Here is a 17,236-nt window from a genome sequence, read left to right as displayed (position 1 = left end):
CCTACGTCCCCTGGCGCCCGCCGCCGGGATGCCGGGGCTCGGACCACGTGGTCGACCGTGGCAGGCCGCTCATCATCGCCTCGACATCCGTGAAGGTGTCCGCCACCTCCATCCCCGTCGTGTGGATGCGCAGCTCGCGCAGGGAGGTGTCGTGCGGGCTGTTGCGCAGCTTCAGCACCGAGATGAAGCGGCGCAGCTGGGAGTTCAGCTCCGCCTGGCGCAGGAAGAGGACGTTCTCCGCCACCATGGAGATGCCCTTCATCGGGAAGGTCACCTCCTCGCCGAACGCGGAGGTCAGCTCGACGGAGTAGAGCAGCGTCACGCCGCGCATGCGGCACTCGTTGACCAGCGCGGCCAGGAAGCGCGACACGCGGGGCTGCCGGAGGGCCGCCCTGCGGAGCGCGTCATAGCCGTCCAGGAAGAGCCGGCGCACGCCGTGGGTCCGGATGATGTCCAGCAACTGCACGCCCAGCTTGTCCAGCAGGTTCTCCGTGGGCGGCCGGAAGCTGACCTCGAAGTCCCCTCGGTCGATGAGGGGCTTCAGGTCGAGCCCGATGCCCGCCGCCTGCGTCACCATCCGCTCGGGGGAGTCGTAGAAGGCGAAGTAGTGGACGCGCTCACCGCGCCGGGCGCCTTCCGCGAGGAAGTTCAGCCCCAGCAGCGTCTTGCCGCTGCCCGACGGCCCCAGGAGGATGGTCGTCGAGCCCTGGGGCACGCCCCCGGTCAGCATCGCGTCCAGCCCGGGGATGCCGAACGCGCACTTCGCGTCCAGCGGCGGCCCCGGCGGAGGCCCGGACTCCGCGAGCGTCTCCAGGCGGGGATAGATGACGAGGCCATCCTCGGTGATGTCGAAGCTGTGCTTGCCCAGCAGATAGGGGCTGCCCCGGAACTTGCGCACCAGCAGTTCGCGCACGGCGCGCGCGCCGAACAGGCGCTGCCGGAGCAGCAGCAGCCCGTCCACCATGGTGTGCTCGGCGCGCAGCCCCTGGCCGCGGCCAGTGGTGAGGATGAGCGTCGTGCAGCCCATGAGGCCCGTCACCACCTGGAGACCGTGGATGAACTTCTTGATGGCCTGCTGCGACGGCGCCACCTCCTCCGCGGCCACCAACCCGTCCAATACGAGCAGCGTGGCCTGGTGGTTCTTCGTCTCCTTGCGGATGAGCTCCGCCAGCGCGTCCAGCCCACCCTGCTCCAGCACCGTGAAGGCGCTCAGGTAGGTGATGGCGTCGGGCAGCAGCGTGGGGTCGAAGTAGGACAGCGAGGAGAGGTTGCCGACCAGCTCCGTGTGCGACTCCGCCAGCAGCGTCAGGTACAGCACGCGCCCGCCGTGGCGCTTCACGTGGTGGAAGCTCACCTGGTTGGCGAAGATGGTCTTCCCCGAGCCCGGCAGGCCCATCAGCATGTAGGTGCGGGCCTTGCGGAAGCCGCCGTGCAGCACGGTGTCAAGGCCTGGGATGCCCGTGGATATCCGCTCCGCCACGCGTGGAGTGCCTTCGGTCATTTCGCGTTCCCTTTCCTGGGCCCGGCCCGGGTGTGGCCCCACTGGAATGATTGAGAGCAGTGCGCTCGCCGTCTCAGGGGAACACCTCTTCCCACAGCGCCTCTTCCGAGCTGCCGCTGAAGCGCACGGCCCCAGCGGCGTTCAACAGAAGTGGAGCGCCTCAGAATCCGCGCTGCACGGTCCGCGCGGTGCCGCCCGTGGGGCCAGCGCCGCTAGCGATGCGATACCAGCTCACGCCGTCCGTTGAATAGCGGAACCCGAATGCATAGGCGTTCCACGGCGTATACGCGAGCGGCTGCGCGGCGAGGTTCCAGCGGTACCGGTAGTTGTTGCCCACACGACCTTGATAGGTCAGCCAATGGTGCTGCGTGGCCGCGCCGTCCACGCTGAACGCCACCTGCGCCTGGAGGAGCTCCGGACGCGCGGTGGCGGCATCCGTCACGCCGGGCACGTACACGTCCGCGTCCACGAACTTGCAGGCGCGCTCCATGACGTAGCTGTCGATGACGATGGGGTCCGCCAGTCCGTCGCGGTGCTCGCAGTCGCGCGCGAAGCTGCCGCCCCAGTCACCGGCCCACGCCACCGCGGACGGCGACTGCGCCTCCACGGGGAAGACGTAGTTCTGGCCGTAGTTGCTGTCGTACCTCGCCGCGCAGGTGCGGCCGGAGGTGAAGAACCACGTCTCCACGCTCGTGGCGTCCGAGGGCACCGTCACCTCGAAGGGCTTGTTCACGAACGAGGTGCTGCCGGTGGCCTGCTTCACGCTGCCGCTGAAGAGCTGGCCGCTGGGGAGGAAGCGGACGGAGGCCAGCGTGTCCCACGCCTGCTGGCCGGCGTAGGTGCTGTGGTGGCAGTCCGTCATCCGGTACAAGTCGTAGTCGACGACGAGCGTGCCGCCGCGGACGATGGCGCCGTGCTGCGAGTGCGTCCAGCCATTGAGGAAGCGCACCGTGGCGGTGGGCGTGGTGAGCGGCGCCTGCCGCGCCTGCGCGGGGCCGACCGGCGTCTCCTCCTGCTGCGCGGCGCCACCACAGGCCGCCATCAGCGGCAACGCGAGGGCCAGGGACTTCCAGACAGACGTCTTCATGCCGGGTTCTCCAAAAATCGTGGACCACGCCACTTACCAGGACTGCATGTCACATGCGCTTCCGGTCGCTCGCCCTGTCAGGAGGCGTGCGGCTTCACGGCGGACTGCTGGGGGGGCGGGCGGGCTCCGCGGGCGTCAGGGGGAGGGCGGCGGAGGTGGTGGCCACCGCGAGGTTTCCGGCACCATCCCTGGCGAGCGCGTAGAGCTTGATGGCCCCGCGCACCGCTGGCATCCGCACCCGCCAGGTGCCCGGCGTGGGGCCCGGCTGGGCGTCCAGCCGGCGCACCTCGTCGCGCTCGTGCCGCGTGGCCGCGCTCCGGAAGTTGTAGGCGAAGGAGACGCCGGGGCGCTTCGGGTCGCTGTCCGCCACGTCGACGTGAACCAGCGCCCAGGTGGTGGGGCCCTCTCGCACCGCGCCCTGGACGGCCACGGCGTCAATCCGGGGCAGCGGCGTGGAGGGCTTCTGGCCCGTAAAGGCCTCGCGCACCGCCCACCAGGCGGGCCGGGTGGAGCTCCCGGACAGCATGCCCAGCCAGAGGCCTGTGTGGTCGAACGACGCGCCGAAGTTGAAGACGAACAGGCCCAGGCACCGGCCCGCCTTCACGTGGGGCGCCAGGGCGGTGTTCCACCCGTCGACGATGGCGGCGTACTTCTCCGCGTCGGTGGGCTCGCGGGGCACGCCGTGGGCGTCCCTGGGCGCGTCCCATTCTCCCTGGGCGCCGAACTCGGTGATGAACCAGGGCTTCTTCACGCCCGCCTGCGCCAGGGCCGCGGGCAGCGCGTGGATGCCGCCGCCGTAGACGTTGAGGCCATATGCGTCGAGCGACGGCACGTGCTTCTCCCACCAGGGCACCGCCAGCGTCCATGCGTCCACGGAGATGACGGGGTGGTCGGCGTCGAGCAGCAGCCGCGTCTCCGAGCCGGTGCCCCAGGTGCGCAGGGTGTTCACCCCGAGCGCCGCGAGCCGCGCGCAGTCCACGTCGTAGGCGGTGCTGTTGCCGCTGCCGCTGAAGGTGACGCCGCGCGCGATGTAGGGCCGCCCGTCCACCTGCAACTGCCATTGGCCGTCCTTCTGGAGGAGGACGGTCCGGGCCGCCGCTGCCGAGGGCAGCAGCAGGAGCGCGCCGAGCAGCATGAGTCCGAGGACGGTGGAGCGGGCGGGGGACATGGCGTGCCTCGCGACGGGGAGGGTGGGGAGAAGCGCCATTTAACCTCGAATTTCACAGAAAGTGCGGGCTGTGAGCTGGTGCGGTCGGCCAGGCGTCTTGGGCGGCTTCGCTTGTCCTTCCTTCTCCGGGTGTGACATGGGGCGTGCAGAACCCGAGGCTCCTTCCGTGCCTCCGCTCATCGAGGCTTTGGATGGACTTCTCCGCGCTCACACTTTCCCCGCCGCTGCTCCAGGTCCTGGAGGAGCTCGACTTCAAGACGGCCACGCCCATCCAGGCGCAGAGCATCCCGGTGCTGCTCCAGGGCAGGGACCTGGTCGGCCAGGCGCAGACGGGCAGCGGGAAGACGGCGGCCTTCGCGCTGCCGCTGCTCCAGAAGGTCCAACTGCAGCACCGCAAGGTGCAGGCGCTGGTGCTGTGCCCGACGCGCGAGCTGTGCGCGCAGGTGGCGGGGGAAATCCGCAGGCTGGGGCGGCGGCTGCCCGGGCTCCAGGTGCTGGTGCTCGCGGGGGGCCAGCCCATCCGTCCGCAGTTGGATGCGCTGGAGAAGGGCGCGCATCTGGCGGTGGGGACGCCGGGACGGGTGATTGACGTGCTGGACCGGGACGCGCTGGAGACGCGGCAGCTGTCCACGGTGGTGCTCGACGAGGCGGACCGGATGCTCGACATGGGCTTCCGCGAGGACATGGAGCGCATCCTCGGGGCCATGCCGCCGCGGCGGCAGACGGTGCTCTTCTCCGCCACCTTCCCGCCGGACATCGAGGCGCTGAGCCGCGACTTCCAGCGTCAACCCGTCCGCGTCACGGTGGAGACCACCACTGATGGGCCCGACATCCAGCAGGTGCGCTACGACTGCGAGCCGGCGGAGAAGCAGGCCCTGCTGCTGCGCATCCTCCGGCACTATCAGCCGGCGTCCGCCATCGTCTTCTGCAACCTCAAGGCGACGGTGGTGGAGCTGAAGAAGTCGCTCTCCGCGTCGGGCGTCAGCGTGGACGGGCTCCAGGGGGACCTGGAGCAGTTCGAGCGGGACCGGGTGATGGCGAAGTTCCGCAACCAGAGCACGCGGGTGCTCATCGCCACGGACGTGGCGGGGCGCGGCATCGACGTGGAGGCGCTGGACGCCGTCATCAACTTCGACCTGCCGATGCAGGCCGAGCCCTACGTGCACCGCATCGGCCGCACCGGACGGGCGGGGCGCGCGGGGCTGGCCGTCTCCATCGTCGCGCCGCGGGATGGCCGCAAGGTGGACGACATCCAACTGGCCACCGGGGTGAAGCTGGAGCGCGGAGACGTGGAGTCCCTGCCCTCGGCGGACCCTCGCAACGCGGTGTCCCTGGAGTCGACGTGGGACACGCTCTACATCTCCGCCGGACGCAAGGACAAGCTGCGGCCCGGGGACATCCTGGGCGCGCTCACGGGCGAGGCGGGCGGGCTGGAGGCGACCGACGTGGGCAAGATTGAAATCCAGGACCACGTGGCCTACGTCGCCGTCGCCCGGCGCGTGTCGCGGGTGGCCTTCCAGCGGCTGAGCGAGGGCCGCATCAAGGGCCGCCGGTACAAAATCGAGCGCGTGAAGTAGCCCGGACGCCTACGCGGTGCCGCGCAGGGACATCTCCTCGCGGAAGGCCTGGATGACCTCCTCCTCCGTGGGCAGCTCGCCGCGGCGCTTCTCCATCAGCTTGGAGAGGACGGCGACGTAGGCCTCGCCGAACAGCGTGGTGAGCGCGGTGGCGGTGGTGGCGGAGATGAGCGCGCCAAGCGCCGTGCCCGGGCCGGGGACGAGCTTCAGCAGTCCGGACACGATGGACTGGCCGGTGAAGGTCGCGCCCAGGCCGGTGATGCCCGCGCCCACCAGCGTGGAGAGGAAGGCCTCCGTCATTGGGAGGCCAAAGACGCTACTCACCCCCGCCAGCATTCCGACCTGCGTGGGGACGAGCAGGGCGGCGTCGGCGAAAGGGATGGGGACGGCTCCAATGAGGCCGGCGGCGGCCGCGGCGCTGGCGACGATGCCGTGGGCGCGCTTGCGCTTCTGGCCAATGCTCACGCGCTGGGCGGCGGCGAAGGCGTTGCGCTGGGCTTCTGGAACCAGCTCCATGGTGAGCTCGACGAGCTCCACCAGGCCCTTGGGCTGGAGCGTGTGGCCCTCGTCGTCCGTCTCCTGGAGCGCGCGCACGCGCATGACGTTGCGGGCCATGGGCAGCAGCTTCTGCACCTCCGCGCGGAAGCCCTGGTCGCTGCGCGCCTTCGTGACGACGACGACCACCGGCATGTGCCGCGCGAGCATCTCCGCCGCCTTCACGTCACCATCCTCCACGCGGCGCGAGTCCTCGCTGATGCACAGCCAGGCGCAGTGCAGGTGGCGCGTGGCGTCCGCCTCCCTGGCGCGCGCGGCCACCAGCTCCTCCAGCAGCTTCAGCGTCTCTTCAAAGGCGCCCAGCTCCAGGCCGCGGGTGTCGAGGATGCTGACGGGGATGCCGTCCTTCGTGTACTCGCGCGTCTCCTTCGTGACGGGGCGGCCCTGGCCGGTGTCCGCGATGCGGCCGTGGAACACCGCGTTGACCAGCGTGCTCTTGCCCACGCCGCTGCGGCCCGCGATGACGATGTTGACCCGGCCGCGCTTGCGGAAGGCCTCTTCGACCTGCTTGCGAATCTCCTCCGCCAGATGGATGTCCATGGGCTGCCGTCGCCTCCGCCGGTGAGTCCTCCCGAATCCAGGGAGGGAGCCCCAGCGTAGCGGAAAGTCTCCGCGAGGCGGCGGTGGACCGGCGAGGCACGGCGGCGCCTCACGCGCCGTCGTTGTTGGACACCGCCACCGCCTGCATCGCCACCGGCTCCAAGGCCGACGCGGCGGGAACGGGCGGGGTCCTCATGTGCCGCCGCCAGGCGCGGAGGCGCTCGAAGCGGAAGGCCTCATCGGACGGGCGCAGCAGGAGGATGAGCGCGCCGAACATGACGAGCACGAAGCTGATGAGCCCGTGGAACACGGCGATGCCCAGGTGGAAGCTCATGCCCAGGGGCAGCAGCACCCGGCGCAGGGACGGGTTCAGCAGGGGCCCCAGCGCGAGCCCCAGCTCCAGCAGCAGCACGGACCAGGTGAGCAGCGCCACCATGGGGCTGTTCAGGACAGGGAGCATCAAGCCGGCCAGCCACTCCGGTGCACCGACGCTGGGGTCCAGCAGCCAGTAGTACAGGGCCGTGCCGTCCACCCACTCCGTCACCTTGAACTTGCCGACGGAGGCGTGAAAGTAGATGCCCGCCACCTGGAGGCGGAGCATCACCCAGGCCGACCGGGCGATGAGCCGCTTCGCCTCGTCGTTCCCCGTGGACTCGCGCGGTGCGTCCCAGTGCCAGCGCCGGTCATCCGTGAGCGCCAGGGGCAGCATCAGCAGCGCCAGGATGGCGGCAATCTGGTCCCCGCCGTCCGTCAGCGTCGCGGACCACGGCATGCTGACGGCCACCCACCAGTGCACCAGCCCCGTGACGCGCGGCCGCCAGCCCGAGGCGACGATGAGCAGCAGCAGCACCGCCGTCCACCGCGCCACCTCCAGCCAGCCGGAGGGGAACGCGCAGAAGAAGGACGCCGCGCGAATGCCCTCGCAGACGGGGGCCTCGGGGATGCCCGCGACGGGCCGGAACAGCGTCGTGGCGTCGCTGAAGGCCAGCGTGCCACCCGTCCCCAGCGCGACCAGCGTGCGCGCCAGGCCGTAGACATTGCTCCAGGGGGAGGGGCCCGCCACCCAGGCGCGGGCACGGCTTCCAAGCGCGGTCAGCATTCGACGTCCAACCTCAGGACCTTCGAGGGCATGATGATGGGCTTCCCCTGGTTGGTGCGGCTCCAGGCCCAGGGAACGGCCCGCTGGAAGACGATGCCCAGTTGGCCGCAGTACGTGGGCCGCGGGCTGGTGTTGCGGAGCTTCTTGGCCACGGGCGCGCGCTCCAGGCACACGGCGGGGGCTTCCTTGCAGTCCTCCCGGGGAAGTGCCGCGGTGTCGTGGAGGAGCAACCCCAGCTCCACGCCCTGCGCCCGCGCGGCCCGGTTGATGCCGAAGGCGTTCTTCCACTGGAAGTTGGGCGTGTCGCTCCCCCAGGCCCACTGGCCGTCCGCGGTGCGGAGGTAGGGCAGCATCCGGTCATCACGCGGGTCGCGGGTGAAGAAGGCCCACCCCTCTGGCAGCAGCAGCTTGATGTTGAAGTGCTTCTCGAAGGGCAGCTCGATGGGGTTGTAGGGCAGCGCCGCGTGCAGGGCGTAGACCGTGAGCGTGGTCCAGCCCAGGATGAGTCCCAGGGCCAGCAGGCCCAGGCGGCGCGTCGGGGAGGTCTGGGGAGAGGGAGGGGTGGACACGGCCGTGCTCGGGGAAGAGGAAGAAGGGGAGTGCCCACCGGTGAGGGCGATGGACACTCCCCGGGGTGCTCCGACTACTCGGCGGCGGCGAACCGCTTCGCCAGCATGTCCACCCACACGTCACGCTGGAGCTGGCTGGACTGCGGGCCTTCCATGACCGGGGTCATGTCAATCTGGGTCAGGATGAGGATGAGCACGATGGCGACGGCCACGGCCGTCTCCACGTACAGGTACAGGCCCACCTCCACCTGCTGCAGGGCGGCGGCGTTGATTTCACCCGCCTGGCCCGCGTCCTTGCGCAGCGCGTTCGCCGCGGCAACCGTCAGCTCCCGCGTGTCCGTCAGCAACTGGTCGATGACCAGGTGGTTGCCGCTGCGCAGGTCGTTGCCGAAGCGCTCGAAGAAGGCCGGGTCCAGCGCGCTCATCTTCGCGATGACGGCCTCGGCGGCCTCTTCGCGCTTGGCCAGCGTCTCGTCGCCCAGCTTCGCCTTGATCTCCGGACGCTGCCAGAGGTCGTCGAAGTAGTGCGCCGCCGGGCCCAGGCCGAAGGCCATGCCCTTGAACAGGTTCTGCCCGGACAGGGCCTGGTTCTGCGTGATGCCGGCCGACGGGCCGCTGCTGCCATCCGCGGGACCACAGCCGATACCGAAGGTGGAGAAGGTCATGAAGGCCGTCACGGCCGAGGTCAGCTTCAGGGTGGAACGCTTCAAGGTGTGCTCCAGGGCAACGGGGTGCTTGCCCGCGAGGCGCTCCGGCCGGCCGGATGCGTCACGGGCAAGTCACGATTTTCATGTGAAGTGGATTTATCTGCAATTCAAAGAATAACTTAAAATCATACGATGGCGTATCAGTTTAATGGATATCAAGTATTCCTAAGTGAGTGCGTCTGACTGACTCAGCGGGTTTGATTCCAGCCCGTCTTCCGCGCGTCCCCGCGTCGGAGCAGCCGGCCAGGGCAGGGAGCACACACTCGGGCGCCGGCCCCGCCTTGCCGTGTCAGTGCGCGGTCCTCACTCCTTTACCCACAAAGGAGCAGAACTCGCATGCGCGCACTCAGCTACCAGGGGCCGTACCAGGTTCGGGTGAAGGACAAGCCGGACCCTCGCATCGAGCATCCGCAGGACGCGGTGCTCAAGGTCACGAAGACGGCCATTTGTGGCTCGGACCTGCACCTGTTGCACGGCCTCATCCCCGACACGCGGGTGGGCTGCACGTTCGGCCACGAGTTCGCCGGCGTCGTGGAGGAGGTGGGCCCGGGCGTCACCAACCTCAAGCCGGGCGACCGGGTGGTGGTGCCCTTCAACATCTCTTGCGGCGCTTGCTTCTATTGCAAGAAGGGCCTGACGGCGTGTTGTGAGAACTCCAACCCGTCCAGCGACGTCGCGGGCGGCGCGTTCGGCTTTTCGCACACCACGGGCGGCTACGACGGCGGGCAGGCGGAGTACGTGCGCGTGCCCTTCGCCAACGTGGGGCCCATGAAGATTCCGGAGGACATGGACGAGGAGGACGTCCTCTTCCTCAGCGACATCTTCCCCACCGGCTACATGGGGGCGGAGATGGGCGGCATCCAGCCGGGGGACACGGTGGTGGTGTTCGGCGCGGGCCCGGTGGGCCTCTTCGCCATGAAGAGCGCGTGGTTGATGGGCGCCGACCGCGTCATCGCGGTGGACCTGCAGGACTACCGGCTCGACTTCGCCCGGAAGTTCGCCCACGTGGAGACGCTGAACTTCAAGGACGTGGACATCGTCACCGCCATCAAGGAGACCACCGAGGGCCGGGGCGCCGACGTGAGCATCGAGGCGGTGGGCTGCGAGGCCGAAGGCTCGCTCCTGCAGCGCGTGCTGGGCCTGGGGCTGATGGCCGAGGCGGGCACCACCACGGCGCTCAACTGGTGCATGCACGCCACCCGCAAGGGCGGCGTCATCTCCGTGGTGGGGGTGTACGGGCCGCCGTGGAACCTGGTCGACATCGGCACGGCGATGAACAAGAACCAGACGCTGCGGTTGGGCCAGTGCAACGTGAAGCGCTACATGCCGCACCTGCTGGAGCACATCCGCAAGGGGCGCGTGGACGCCAAGGGCATCATCACCCACCGCTTCAGCCTGGAGGACGCGCCGAAGGCGTATGACCTCTTCTCCAAGAAACAGGACGGCTGCATCAAGTGCGTCCTCTCCCCGCATGCCCATGCCTGAGTGGAAGGAGCCCACCATGAACCCGAACGCGCGAAACATCCCGGGCTACGGCGTGGACGCCGACCCGAAGAACCGCCCCGGCTTCCCCAGGGAGGAGTCACCCCAATTGCGCGGCGACGCGCGGGGCACGCCGTCCCGGCAGCGGTCGGACGCGGAGGTGTTCAAGCATGGGCAGCCCGCGCGGAAGATGCCGCTGGTGTTTGGCACGGCCCAGCCGCCTCAGGGCATCTCCGGCATGCTGCGGCGGCTGGCCTACAAGTACCCGGACCACTGGACGCGGCACTGGATGATGTTGCTGCTGGCGGACCGCGTGGACGTGGCCGAGCACAAGCTGCGGAGGGGCCTTCCACGTCTCGCGGCGGGCGCGGCGGCCCTCCTCGTCGGCGGCGTCGTGATGCGCCGGCTCCGGGCCTGACGCCGGCTACTTGCGCAGCAGCGTGCCTTCGAAGAAGAACGCCAGGCACGCGGCCAGGATGAGCCAGGTCCACAGCGGCACCGTCGGCTTGTCCGCGTCACCCATGGACGCCTTCACCGTCTCTTCTCCGAAGTAGGCGGTGAGGGTGTCCATGGGCACACGGCCCAGGTCGCTCTCGGAGGGCTCGAGCACGGCGGCGAAGGACAAGTCGGGCTGCACCTTCCCGTCCGCGCCCAGCACCGAGTACACGCCCGGCTCCGTCACCGGCCCGGCCACCAGCGCGCCCTCCGGCTGCTCCTTCACGGCGACCTCGCTGCCGTCCGGCGCGCGCACCGAGGACACCTTCCGCCCGCCTTCGGGCCGCAGCGTGGCGCTTTCGCCCACGCGCACGCGCACCTCCTCGCGCTCGTCCAGGGAGCCGGTGAGGTAGGCGGCGAAGCGCTGCATCAGCGGCAGGAAGGAGGTGCGGATGGAGAAGTCGCTCCAGTCGCGGTCCACCGTGCTGGTGAGCAGCGCCACGCGCCCCTTGCCCTTGCGCGCCACGGCCACCGCCGGCGCGCCGTCCTCGTAGGTGGCCAGCACCTGGCTGGCGCCGGCCGCGCCCGGGGAGTCCGCCTCCAGCAGCATGTACTTGTAGAAGCGCGCCCCCACGAGCCCCTCCTCCGCCTGCCCCGTGAAGGGCGAGAAGAGGACGTGCTCCACGGAGACCTGCGCCAGCCGCGCGCTCTTCGAGTCCGCGTCCGGGTCGTCACGCTCCGCGCTGGTGCGCACCAGGCGCAGCGGACGCGGCAGCACCGGGCCCAGCCGCTGGTTGTAGGCCTCCGGGCTCACCCGGTCGCCCATGCTGATGAAGAGGCCGCCGCCGCTCTCCACGAAGGCCGCCAGCTTCTGGGCCTCGTCGGCGCTCGGCGCGGGCACGTTGAGCAGCAGCACCAAATCGTAGGCGGAGAAGTCCTCGCGCAGGCCCACCTCCGCGTCGCGCGTGGCCACCTCCACCGGCGAGCCCGGCGCGGTGAGGGCCGCGTCCACGAAGAAGGCCTCGTCCCGGTAGCGCGTCGCGTGGGGCGAGCCATTCACCACCAGCGCCTTCAACGCGCGGGGCACCGGCAGCACGAAGGAGCGCCGGTCATCCTCCACCAGCGCGTCCGGCGCCAGCGTCACCTGCCCCAGCACCGTGCCGCCCTGCGGGAAGCGCACGGTGAGCGCCTTCTGCGTCGTGCCGCCCGGCGGCAGGTCCACGAAGCCCTTGGCCAGCGTGGACTCGCCCACGCGCACCGCGGCCTCCAAATCCTTCACCGGCTCCGCGCCGAAGTTGCGCACCGTGAAGGTGAACTGGAACGTGCGCGGGCCGGCTTGCAGCGCGGGCTCCACCTTGAGGTCGACGATGGCGCGGTTGTTCAGCACCTCGTGGCCCTCGGCCGCGTCGCGCAGCACCACCTCCGGCTTCACGGGCGCGCCCGTGGGGCCCTTCACCGTGGGCGGCGGCGCCTCCAGGCGGAAGGCCGCGGCCGTCATGTCGGAGACCAGCACCAGCCGCTTGGCCGGCATGGGGTTCTCCTCCAGCGCGCGGGCCGCCAGGTCCAGGCAGCGCGACAGGTCCGCGGCGCCGTGCGTGGCCTTCGCTTCATCCACCAGCGAGCGCAGCCGGCCGCGGTCGAAGCCCGGCGGCGGCGGCGCGGCGGGGGACTGCGTGCACACCAGCACGGTGGCGGGCTCTTCGGGCAGCAGGTCCTTCAGCGCGTCGCGGGCCTCGTCGCGGGCGCGCTCGAAGAGCGGCGTGCCGTCCGACCAGCGCATGGACAGCGACGCGTCCAGGATGATGGCCGTGGCCGCGGGGCCCTTCACCACCTGCGCGGCGGCCGCGTCGCGCGTCAGCTCGGGGCGGGCGAGGGCGATGGGGATGGCCAGCAGGATGAGCGTGCGCAGCGCGTACAGCAGCAGGCGCTTGAGCTTGAGGCGGCTGGCGGTGCGCTTCTGGCTGCGCATCACGAAGGCCAGCGGCCCGAAGGGGTGCGGCCGGGGACGGCGCCGGTCGAACAGGTGCACCAGCAGGGGGATGAGGGCGCCCAGCGCGCCCAGCAGCATCCACGGATTGCCGAAGGTCACCGGCGCCTCCCGCGGCGCGACAGGTACCGCAGCAGCACGTCATCCAGCTTGTCGTCCGTGCGCACCAGGTCGTAGTCCACGTCCGCCTCGGCGCACGCGGCCTTCACGCTCGCCAGGAAGCCGTTGAACTCCTCCAGGTAGCTCTCCTTGATTTCGCGCGGGTTGACCTCGATGCGGCCCTGGCCCTCCATGTCGATGAAGAGCGTGGGGTCATCGAAGGGGAAGGTCAGCTCCGCCGGGTCCACCAGGTGGAACACGGACACGTCGTTCTTCCGCTGGCGCAGCGCGAGGATGCGGCGCAGCGCGTCCTGGTTCTCATCCAGCAGGTCCGACAGGACGATGACGCTGGAGCGCCGGGGCAGCACCTCCGCCAGGTGGTCCGCCGCGCTGCCCAGGTCCGTGGCACCGGTGGGCGTGGTGTGCTCCAGCGTGTCCAGCAGCACGTTGAGGTGGCCGGCCGACGCGCGCGGCGGCACGTCCTTCCACTTGCCGCCCACCATCAGCGCCAGGCCCGCCGCGTCCTGCTGGCGCACCAGCAGGTAGCACAGCGCGCCCGCCAGCGTGGTGGCCACGTCCAGCTTGCTCAGCGCGCCGCTGCGGTAGCCCATGGAGGCGGACGCATCCACCACCATGACGGCGCGCAGGTTCGTCTCGTGCTCGAAGCGCTTGACGTAGTACTTGTCGAACTTGCCGTAGGCCTTCCAGTCCAGGTGGCGGAGCTCGTCGCCCGGGGCGTACTCCTTGTGCTCCGCGAACTCCACGCTCTGCCCCTGATGGGGGCTCTTGTGGAGGCCGGACAGCACGCCCTCCATCACCGCGCGGGCGCGCAGCTTCACTCCCTGGAGGCGGGCCAGCGTCTGGGCGTCGAGCAGCATGGCGCGGGCTGGGCCTAACCCTTCACCACCGTGAGGAGCTGGTCGATGAGCTTCACGGAGGTGATGCCCTCGCTCTCCGCGGTGAAGTTGGGCAGCACGCGGTGGCGCAGCACGGGGCGGGCCAGGGCGCGCACGTCCTCGACGGTGGCGACGAAGCGGCCGTGCAGGATGGCGCGCGCCTTCGCGGCCACCACCAGGTACTGGCTGGCGCGGGGGCCGGCGCCCCAGGACGCGTTCTTCGCGATGAAGTCCAACGCGCCCGGCTCCTTGGGGCGCGTGTGGCGCACCAGCTCCACGGCGTAGCGCACCACGTGGTCCGGCACCGGCACGCGGCGCACCAGCTCCTGGAGCGCGAGGATGCGCTCGGGGGACAGAATCTTCTCCAGCTTCGGCTGCGGACCGCCGGTGGTGCTCTTGACGATCTGCACCTCTTCATCGGCGGTGGGGTAGCCCACGTCCACCAGGAACATGAAGCGGTCGAGCTGGGCCTCGGGCAGCGGATAGGTGCCCTCCTGCTCGATGGGGTTCTGCGTGGCGAAGACGAGGAAGGGCAGCTCCAGCGGGTACGTGCGGCCACCGGCGGTGATGCGGTACTCCTGCATGGCTTGCAGCAGCGCGGCCTGCGTCTTCGGCGGGGTGCGGTTCACCTCGTCCGCCAGGATGATGTTCGCGAACAGCGGACCCTGGAGGAAGCGGAAGGTGCGCCGGCCGGTGGTGCGGTCCTCTTCCAGGATGTCCGTGCCGGTGATGTCCGACGGCATCAGGTCCGGCGTGAACTGGATGCGGTTGAAGGACAGGTTGAGGACGTCCGCCAGCGTGGAGATGAGCAGCGTCTTGGCGAGGCCCGGCACGCCCACGAAGAGGCAGTGGCCGCGGCTGAAGAGGGAGATGAGCAGGTGCTCCACCACCTCGCGCTGACCGACGACGCGCTTTTCAATCTGGGCGACGATTTCGTTGCGGGCCTGGGCGAGCTCCTCGACGGCACGGAGGTCGTCGCTCGAGGCGTCGGGCACGGGCGGAGAGTCGGGGGCGGCGCTTTCCATGGAAGGGTTCTCTTAATTCGTGGGTGGCGCTGGGACCAAAGGATTCCGCCACCCTTGCGCCAGGGCGTGCGCTGGCAACCGTTCTGGGGGTGACCTATTCCGCTGCCGCACACCCCGGCACGCCGGGGCACATGGGCGCGCTGATCGCCTGCATGCTCCCCTGCCATGTGACAGTGCCCCTGGGCTGGGGGGGAATGCCGGGGGCTGGACACGCTGCTTAGGTTCCCAGGGCCTCGCTTCCGGTGGACGGGAGCAGGCTCCTTGGAGCGTGTCATGGGGTCATTTCGGCGGCGTGGTGGGCGTGGCAATCTCTGGACGGGGCTTCTTCCAGTCGCACTGCTGTGGGTGGCGGGCGGGTGCGGAGGGGACGGGGAGGCTCCGGCCGGAGCGCCGCGTGACGGGGACGAAGCCACCCCCGGGGTGTCCGTGACGCCCACGGCGCCGCAGGACTCCAGCGGGCTCCCGCAGCGTCCGATTCCGGCGGCGGCCTCGCCGTGGAGCCAGGTGGTGGGTGGACCCCAGGACGACGTCGGAACGGGCGTCGCCACGGCCCCCTCCGGAGAGGTGGCGGTGGTGGTGTCCAGCACGCCCCGCCAGGACGGTGAGCGCGAGCCCGTGGAAGGCGAGAAGCTGGCGCTGACGCTCTCGCGCTCCGCGGCGGATGGGACGCCGCGCTGGTCGCGTGAGTGGGTGCGCAACCGCTTCTCCGACACGCGCGTGGCGGCGAGCGACGCGGCGACGTTCCTGTCGGGCAACGCGTTCCTCTACTCGGCGGACTTCGGACTGGGCGAGGCGCAGGACGGCTTCCTGGTGAAGTTCGACGCGGAGGGCACGCCTGTCTGGCAGCACCGCGTGGGGCAGAAGGTCTACGACATCGCCGCGGACGCGCGGGGCGGCGTGCTGGCCGCGGGCGAGGAGTGGGAGGGGGAGTTCATCGAGGACCCCGTGCTCACGCGCTACGCCGCGGACGGCTCCGTGCTGTGGACGCGGCGCTTCCACGGCGCCAACATGGACAACGCGCTGCACGCGACGGCGCTGGCGCCTTCGGGGCAGTCGATTCTGGCCGGACAGCTCGTGGACACGCTGGAGGTGGACGGCCAGACGTTCGGCGCGCCCGGCGTACGTGGCTTCGTGCTGCTGACGTTCGATGCGTCCGGCCGCCTGCTCTGGGGCAAGGAGCTGCCGGGCGTGAAGGGCCGCATCACCTCGGTGACGGTGGCGGCGGATGGCACGCTCGTGGCGGCGGGTGACTTCATGGGCCTGCTGGTGTGGGGCGAGGCGTCGCTCGGCTCCTCGGGGGCCTTCGTGCTGACGGCGGGCGCGGATGGCAGCGCGGGTTGGGTGCGCCAGCCCGTGTGCGGGCCGGTGACCGAGCCAGGCGCGTCCGTCGCGGTGGAGGACTCGGGCGGCGTCGCGGTGACGTGTGGCAGCGTGCTGACGCGCTACGCGGCTTCAGGGGCGTGGCTGGGGGAGCAGACGCTGGAGGCGCAGCCCTGCGCCAGCGGGGTGTGCTCGCTGACCACCGCGGGCGTGGCCACCGTGCCGGGCCGCGGGCTCGCCGTCACCGGCTGGCAGCGTGATGGGGCGGGCGACACCTGGAACCAGGACGCCTTCCTTCGCCTCGTGGTGCCGTAGCGGCCAGGGCCGCTACAGTGCGCGGCCATGTCCGCTCCCGCCGCAGAGGTCCTTCTCGAGGTGGAGGGTGCCGTCGCCACCCTCACCCTCAACGACACCGCCCGACGCAACGTGATGACGCCCGAGCTGGGAGACGCGCTGTCCGCGCGTGTCGAGACGCTGAAGGGGCGTGACGAGGTCCGGGCGGTGGTGCTCACCGGGGCGGGAGGCGCGTTCTCCGCCGGTGGGGACCTGAAGATGCTGGAGCGGCTGCGCCAGGCGTCCTTCGAGGAGGCGCGCACGTTCATGCTCGGCTTCTATGCGCGCTACCTCAGCGTGCTGGAGCTTCCCGTACCGGTCATCGCCGCGGTGGACGGGCCTGCGATTGGCGCGGGGCTGTGCGTGGCGCTGGCGTGTGACGTGTGCCTCGTGGCCGAGGACTCCAAGCTGGCGCTCAACTTCGTCCAACTGGGCCTGCATCCGGGCATGGGCGCCACGTACCTGGCGCCGCGCCGGGCGGGGGCGCAGGCCGCCGCGGAGCTGCTGCTCACCGGCCGCCGCTTCGATGGCAGGGAAGCGGTGAAGCTGGGACTGGCGCTGGAGGCGGCGCCCGCGGGACAGGTGCTCACGCGGGCCCAGGAACTCGCGGGGCGGATTGCCGCGAACGCGCCGCTGGCCGTGCGTGCGCTGAAGCAGCGGCTGGGGCTCGACAGGGCCGAGCTTCAGCGCGCGTTGGAGGAGGAGGCGCGCTTCCAGGCGGAGAGCTACGGCAGCCAGGACCTGGGCGAGGGGCTGGCTGCCGCCGCCGCGCGCCGCGCCCCCGTGTTCCAGGGGCGCTGAGTCCGCGCTGCCCGTGCCTTCGCGGCGCGGGGCCCTGCTGTTGAAGCAGGGCGCG

Annotated in this window: 15 protein-coding genes; 5 read left to right on the top strand and 10 right to left on the bottom strand. The window is 70.6% G+C overall.

Going from position 1 to position 17,236, the window contains the following annotated elements:
* Position 1: 1 nt before the first annotated feature.
* The 3 genes from KGD87_RS22045 to KGD87_RS22035 form a co-directional block, all read right to left on the bottom strand.
* Entirely contained in the window at positions 2-1,501 is a 1,500-nt protein-coding gene (locus KGD87_RS22045; protein ID WP_284662357.1) for an ATPase domain-containing protein, read from the bottom strand.
* A 160-nt stretch (positions 1,502-1,661) separates the two neighbouring features.
* Positions 1,662-2,588, bottom strand: coding sequence for a DUF6209 family protein (locus KGD87_RS22040; RefSeq protein WP_284662356.1), 927 nt, complete (start codon positions 2,586-2,588; stop codon positions 1,662-1,664).
* A 94-nt stretch (positions 2,589-2,682) separates the two neighbouring features.
* Entirely contained in the window at positions 2,683-3,756 is a 1,074-nt protein-coding gene (locus KGD87_RS22035) for a glycoside hydrolase family 2 protein (protein ID WP_284662355.1), read from the bottom strand.
* A gap of 191 nt (positions 3,757-3,947) precedes the next feature.
* Between KGD87_RS22035 and dbpA the strand changes: the two genes are divergently transcribed.
* Positions 3,948-5,333, top strand: a complete 1,386-nt coding sequence (gene dbpA, locus KGD87_RS22030; RefSeq protein ID WP_284662354.1) for an ATP-dependent RNA helicase DbpA — start codon at positions 3,948-3,950, stop codon at positions 5,331-5,333.
* 9 nt (positions 5,334-5,342) lie between these two features.
* Here the strand turns inward: dbpA and KGD87_RS22025 are convergent, their stop codons facing one another.
* The 4 genes from KGD87_RS22025 to KGD87_RS22010 all read right to left on the bottom strand — a co-directional run bounded on the left by KGD87_RS22025 (position 5,343) and on the right by KGD87_RS22010 (position 8,806).
* Positions 5,343-6,428: a YcjF family protein gene (locus KGD87_RS22025; RefSeq protein WP_284662353.1), complete on the bottom strand. Its 1,086-nt coding sequence runs from the start codon at positions 6,426-6,428 to the stop codon at positions 5,343-5,345.
* A gap of 109 nt (positions 6,429-6,537) precedes the next feature.
* A complete protein-coding gene (locus KGD87_RS22020; RefSeq protein WP_284662352.1) occupies positions 6,538-7,527 on the bottom strand; it encodes a sporulation-delaying protein SdpB family protein in 990 nt (329 codons plus the stop codon).
* A complete protein-coding gene (locus KGD87_RS22015) occupies positions 7,521-8,096 on the bottom strand; it encodes an SdpA family antimicrobial peptide system protein (protein ID WP_284662351.1) in 576 nt (191 codons plus the stop codon). The genes KGD87_RS22020 and KGD87_RS22015 overlap by 7 nt, the downstream gene beginning before the upstream one ends.
* Positions 8,097-8,170: 74 nt before the next feature.
* Entirely contained in the window at positions 8,171-8,806 is a 636-nt protein-coding gene (locus KGD87_RS22010; protein WP_284662350.1) for a sporulation delaying protein family toxin, read from the bottom strand.
* Positions 8,807-9,139: 333 nt separating this feature from the next.
* On the opposite strand from KGD87_RS22010, the gene KGD87_RS22005 reads away from it, so the two are divergent.
* A complete protein-coding gene (locus tag KGD87_RS22005) occupies positions 9,140-10,288 on the top strand; it encodes a zinc-dependent alcohol dehydrogenase (protein ID WP_284662349.1) in 1,149 nt (382 codons plus the stop codon).
* A 16-nt stretch (positions 10,289-10,304) separates the two neighbouring features.
* Positions 10,305-10,703 (top strand): hypothetical protein, encoded by a 399-nt coding sequence (locus tag KGD87_RS22000; protein WP_284662348.1) that lies wholly within the window; start codon positions 10,305-10,307, stop codon positions 10,701-10,703.
* Positions 10,704-10,709: 6 nt separating this feature from the next.
* Here KGD87_RS22000 and KGD87_RS21995 read toward each other — a convergent pair whose 3' ends face one another.
* Genes KGD87_RS21995 through KGD87_RS21985 form a run of 3 tightly spaced genes read right to left on the bottom strand, consistent with a single transcriptional unit; the run spans position 10,710 to position 14,727 of the window.
* Positions 10,710-12,809 carry a BatA domain-containing protein gene (locus KGD87_RS21995; protein WP_284662347.1) on the bottom strand — a complete coding sequence of 700 codons (2,100 nt, stop codon included), beginning with the start codon at positions 12,807-12,809 and terminating at the stop codon, positions 10,710-10,712.
* Positions 12,806-13,684: a DUF58 domain-containing protein gene (locus tag KGD87_RS21990; RefSeq protein WP_284662346.1), complete on the bottom strand. Its 879-nt coding sequence runs from the start codon at positions 13,682-13,684 to the stop codon at positions 12,806-12,808. The genes KGD87_RS21995 and KGD87_RS21990 overlap by 4 nt, the downstream gene beginning before the upstream one ends.
* A 14-nt stretch (positions 13,685-13,698) precedes the next feature.
* Positions 13,699-14,727: an AAA family ATPase gene (locus KGD87_RS21985; protein ID WP_284662345.1), complete on the bottom strand. Its 1,029-nt coding sequence runs from the start codon at positions 14,725-14,727 to the stop codon at positions 13,699-13,701.
* A gap of 273 nt (positions 14,728-15,000) precedes the next feature.
* On the opposite strand from KGD87_RS21985, the gene KGD87_RS21980 reads away from it, so the two are divergent.
* Both KGD87_RS21980 and KGD87_RS21975 read left to right on the top strand, forming a co-directional pair.
* A complete protein-coding gene (locus KGD87_RS21980; RefSeq protein ID WP_350099472.1) occupies positions 15,001-16,362 on the top strand; it encodes a hypothetical protein in 1,362 nt (453 codons plus the stop codon).
* 27 nt (positions 16,363-16,389) lie between these two features.
* Positions 16,390-17,181: an enoyl-CoA hydratase/isomerase family protein gene (locus KGD87_RS21975; RefSeq protein WP_284662343.1), complete on the top strand. Its 792-nt coding sequence runs from the start codon at positions 16,390-16,392 to the stop codon at positions 17,179-17,181.
* Positions 17,182-17,236 lie beyond the last annotated feature (55 nt).

The sequence above is a fragment of the Myxococcus sp. SDU36 genome (genome assembly GCF_030168875.1).
In the GTDB taxonomy this organism is placed as follows: Bacteria; Myxococcota; Myxococcia; order Myxococcales; family Myxococcaceae; genus Myxococcus; species Myxococcus vastator.
The sequence above is the reverse complement of the archived record's forward strand: the minus strand, read 5'-3'. Positions and strand labels throughout refer to the sequence as shown.

Excerpts from the sequence above, each read along its gene's own strand:
- KGD87_RS21985 (WP_284662345.1), bottom strand. The coding sequence starts at position 14,727 with ATGGAAAGCGCCGCCCCCGACTCTCCGCCCGTGCCCGACGCCTCGAGC.
- KGD87_RS22000 (WP_284662348.1), top strand. The coding sequence starts at position 10,305 with ATGAACCCGAACGCGCGAAACATCCCGGGCTACGGCGTGGACGCCGAC.
- KGD87_RS21975 (WP_284662343.1), top strand. The coding sequence starts at position 16,390 with ATGTCCGCTCCCGCCGCAGAGGTCCTTCTCGAGGTGGAGGGTGCCGTC.
- dbpA (WP_284662354.1), top strand. The coding sequence starts at position 3,948 with ATGGACTTCTCCGCGCTCACACTTTCCCCGCCGCTGCTCCAGGTCCTG.
- KGD87_RS22005 (WP_284662349.1), top strand. The coding sequence starts at position 9,140 with ATGCGCGCACTCAGCTACCAGGGGCCGTACCAGGTTCGGGTGAAGGAC.
- KGD87_RS22040 (WP_284662356.1), bottom strand. The coding sequence starts at position 2,588 with ATGAAGACGTCTGTCTGGAAGTCCCTGGCCCTCGCGTTGCCGCTGATG.
- KGD87_RS22045 (WP_284662357.1), bottom strand. The coding sequence starts at position 1,501 with ATGACCGAAGGCACTCCACGCGTGGCGGAGCGGATATCCACGGGCATC.
- KGD87_RS22025 (WP_284662353.1), bottom strand. The coding sequence starts at position 6,428 with ATGGACATCCATCTGGCGGAGGAGATTCGCAAGCAGGTCGAAGAGGCC.
- KGD87_RS22020 (WP_284662352.1), bottom strand. The coding sequence starts at position 7,527 with ATGCTGACCGCGCTTGGAAGCCGTGCCCGCGCCTGGGTGGCGGGCCCC.
- KGD87_RS21980 (WP_350099472.1), top strand. The coding sequence starts at position 15,001 with ATGGGGTCATTTCGGCGGCGTGGTGGGCGTGGCAATCTCTGGACGGGG.
- KGD87_RS21990 (WP_284662346.1), bottom strand. The coding sequence starts at position 13,684 with ATGCTGCTCGACGCCCAGACGCTGGCCCGCCTCCAGGGAGTGAAGCTG.
- KGD87_RS22035 (WP_284662355.1), bottom strand. The coding sequence starts at position 3,756 with ATGTCCCCCGCCCGCTCCACCGTCCTCGGACTCATGCTGCTCGGCGCG.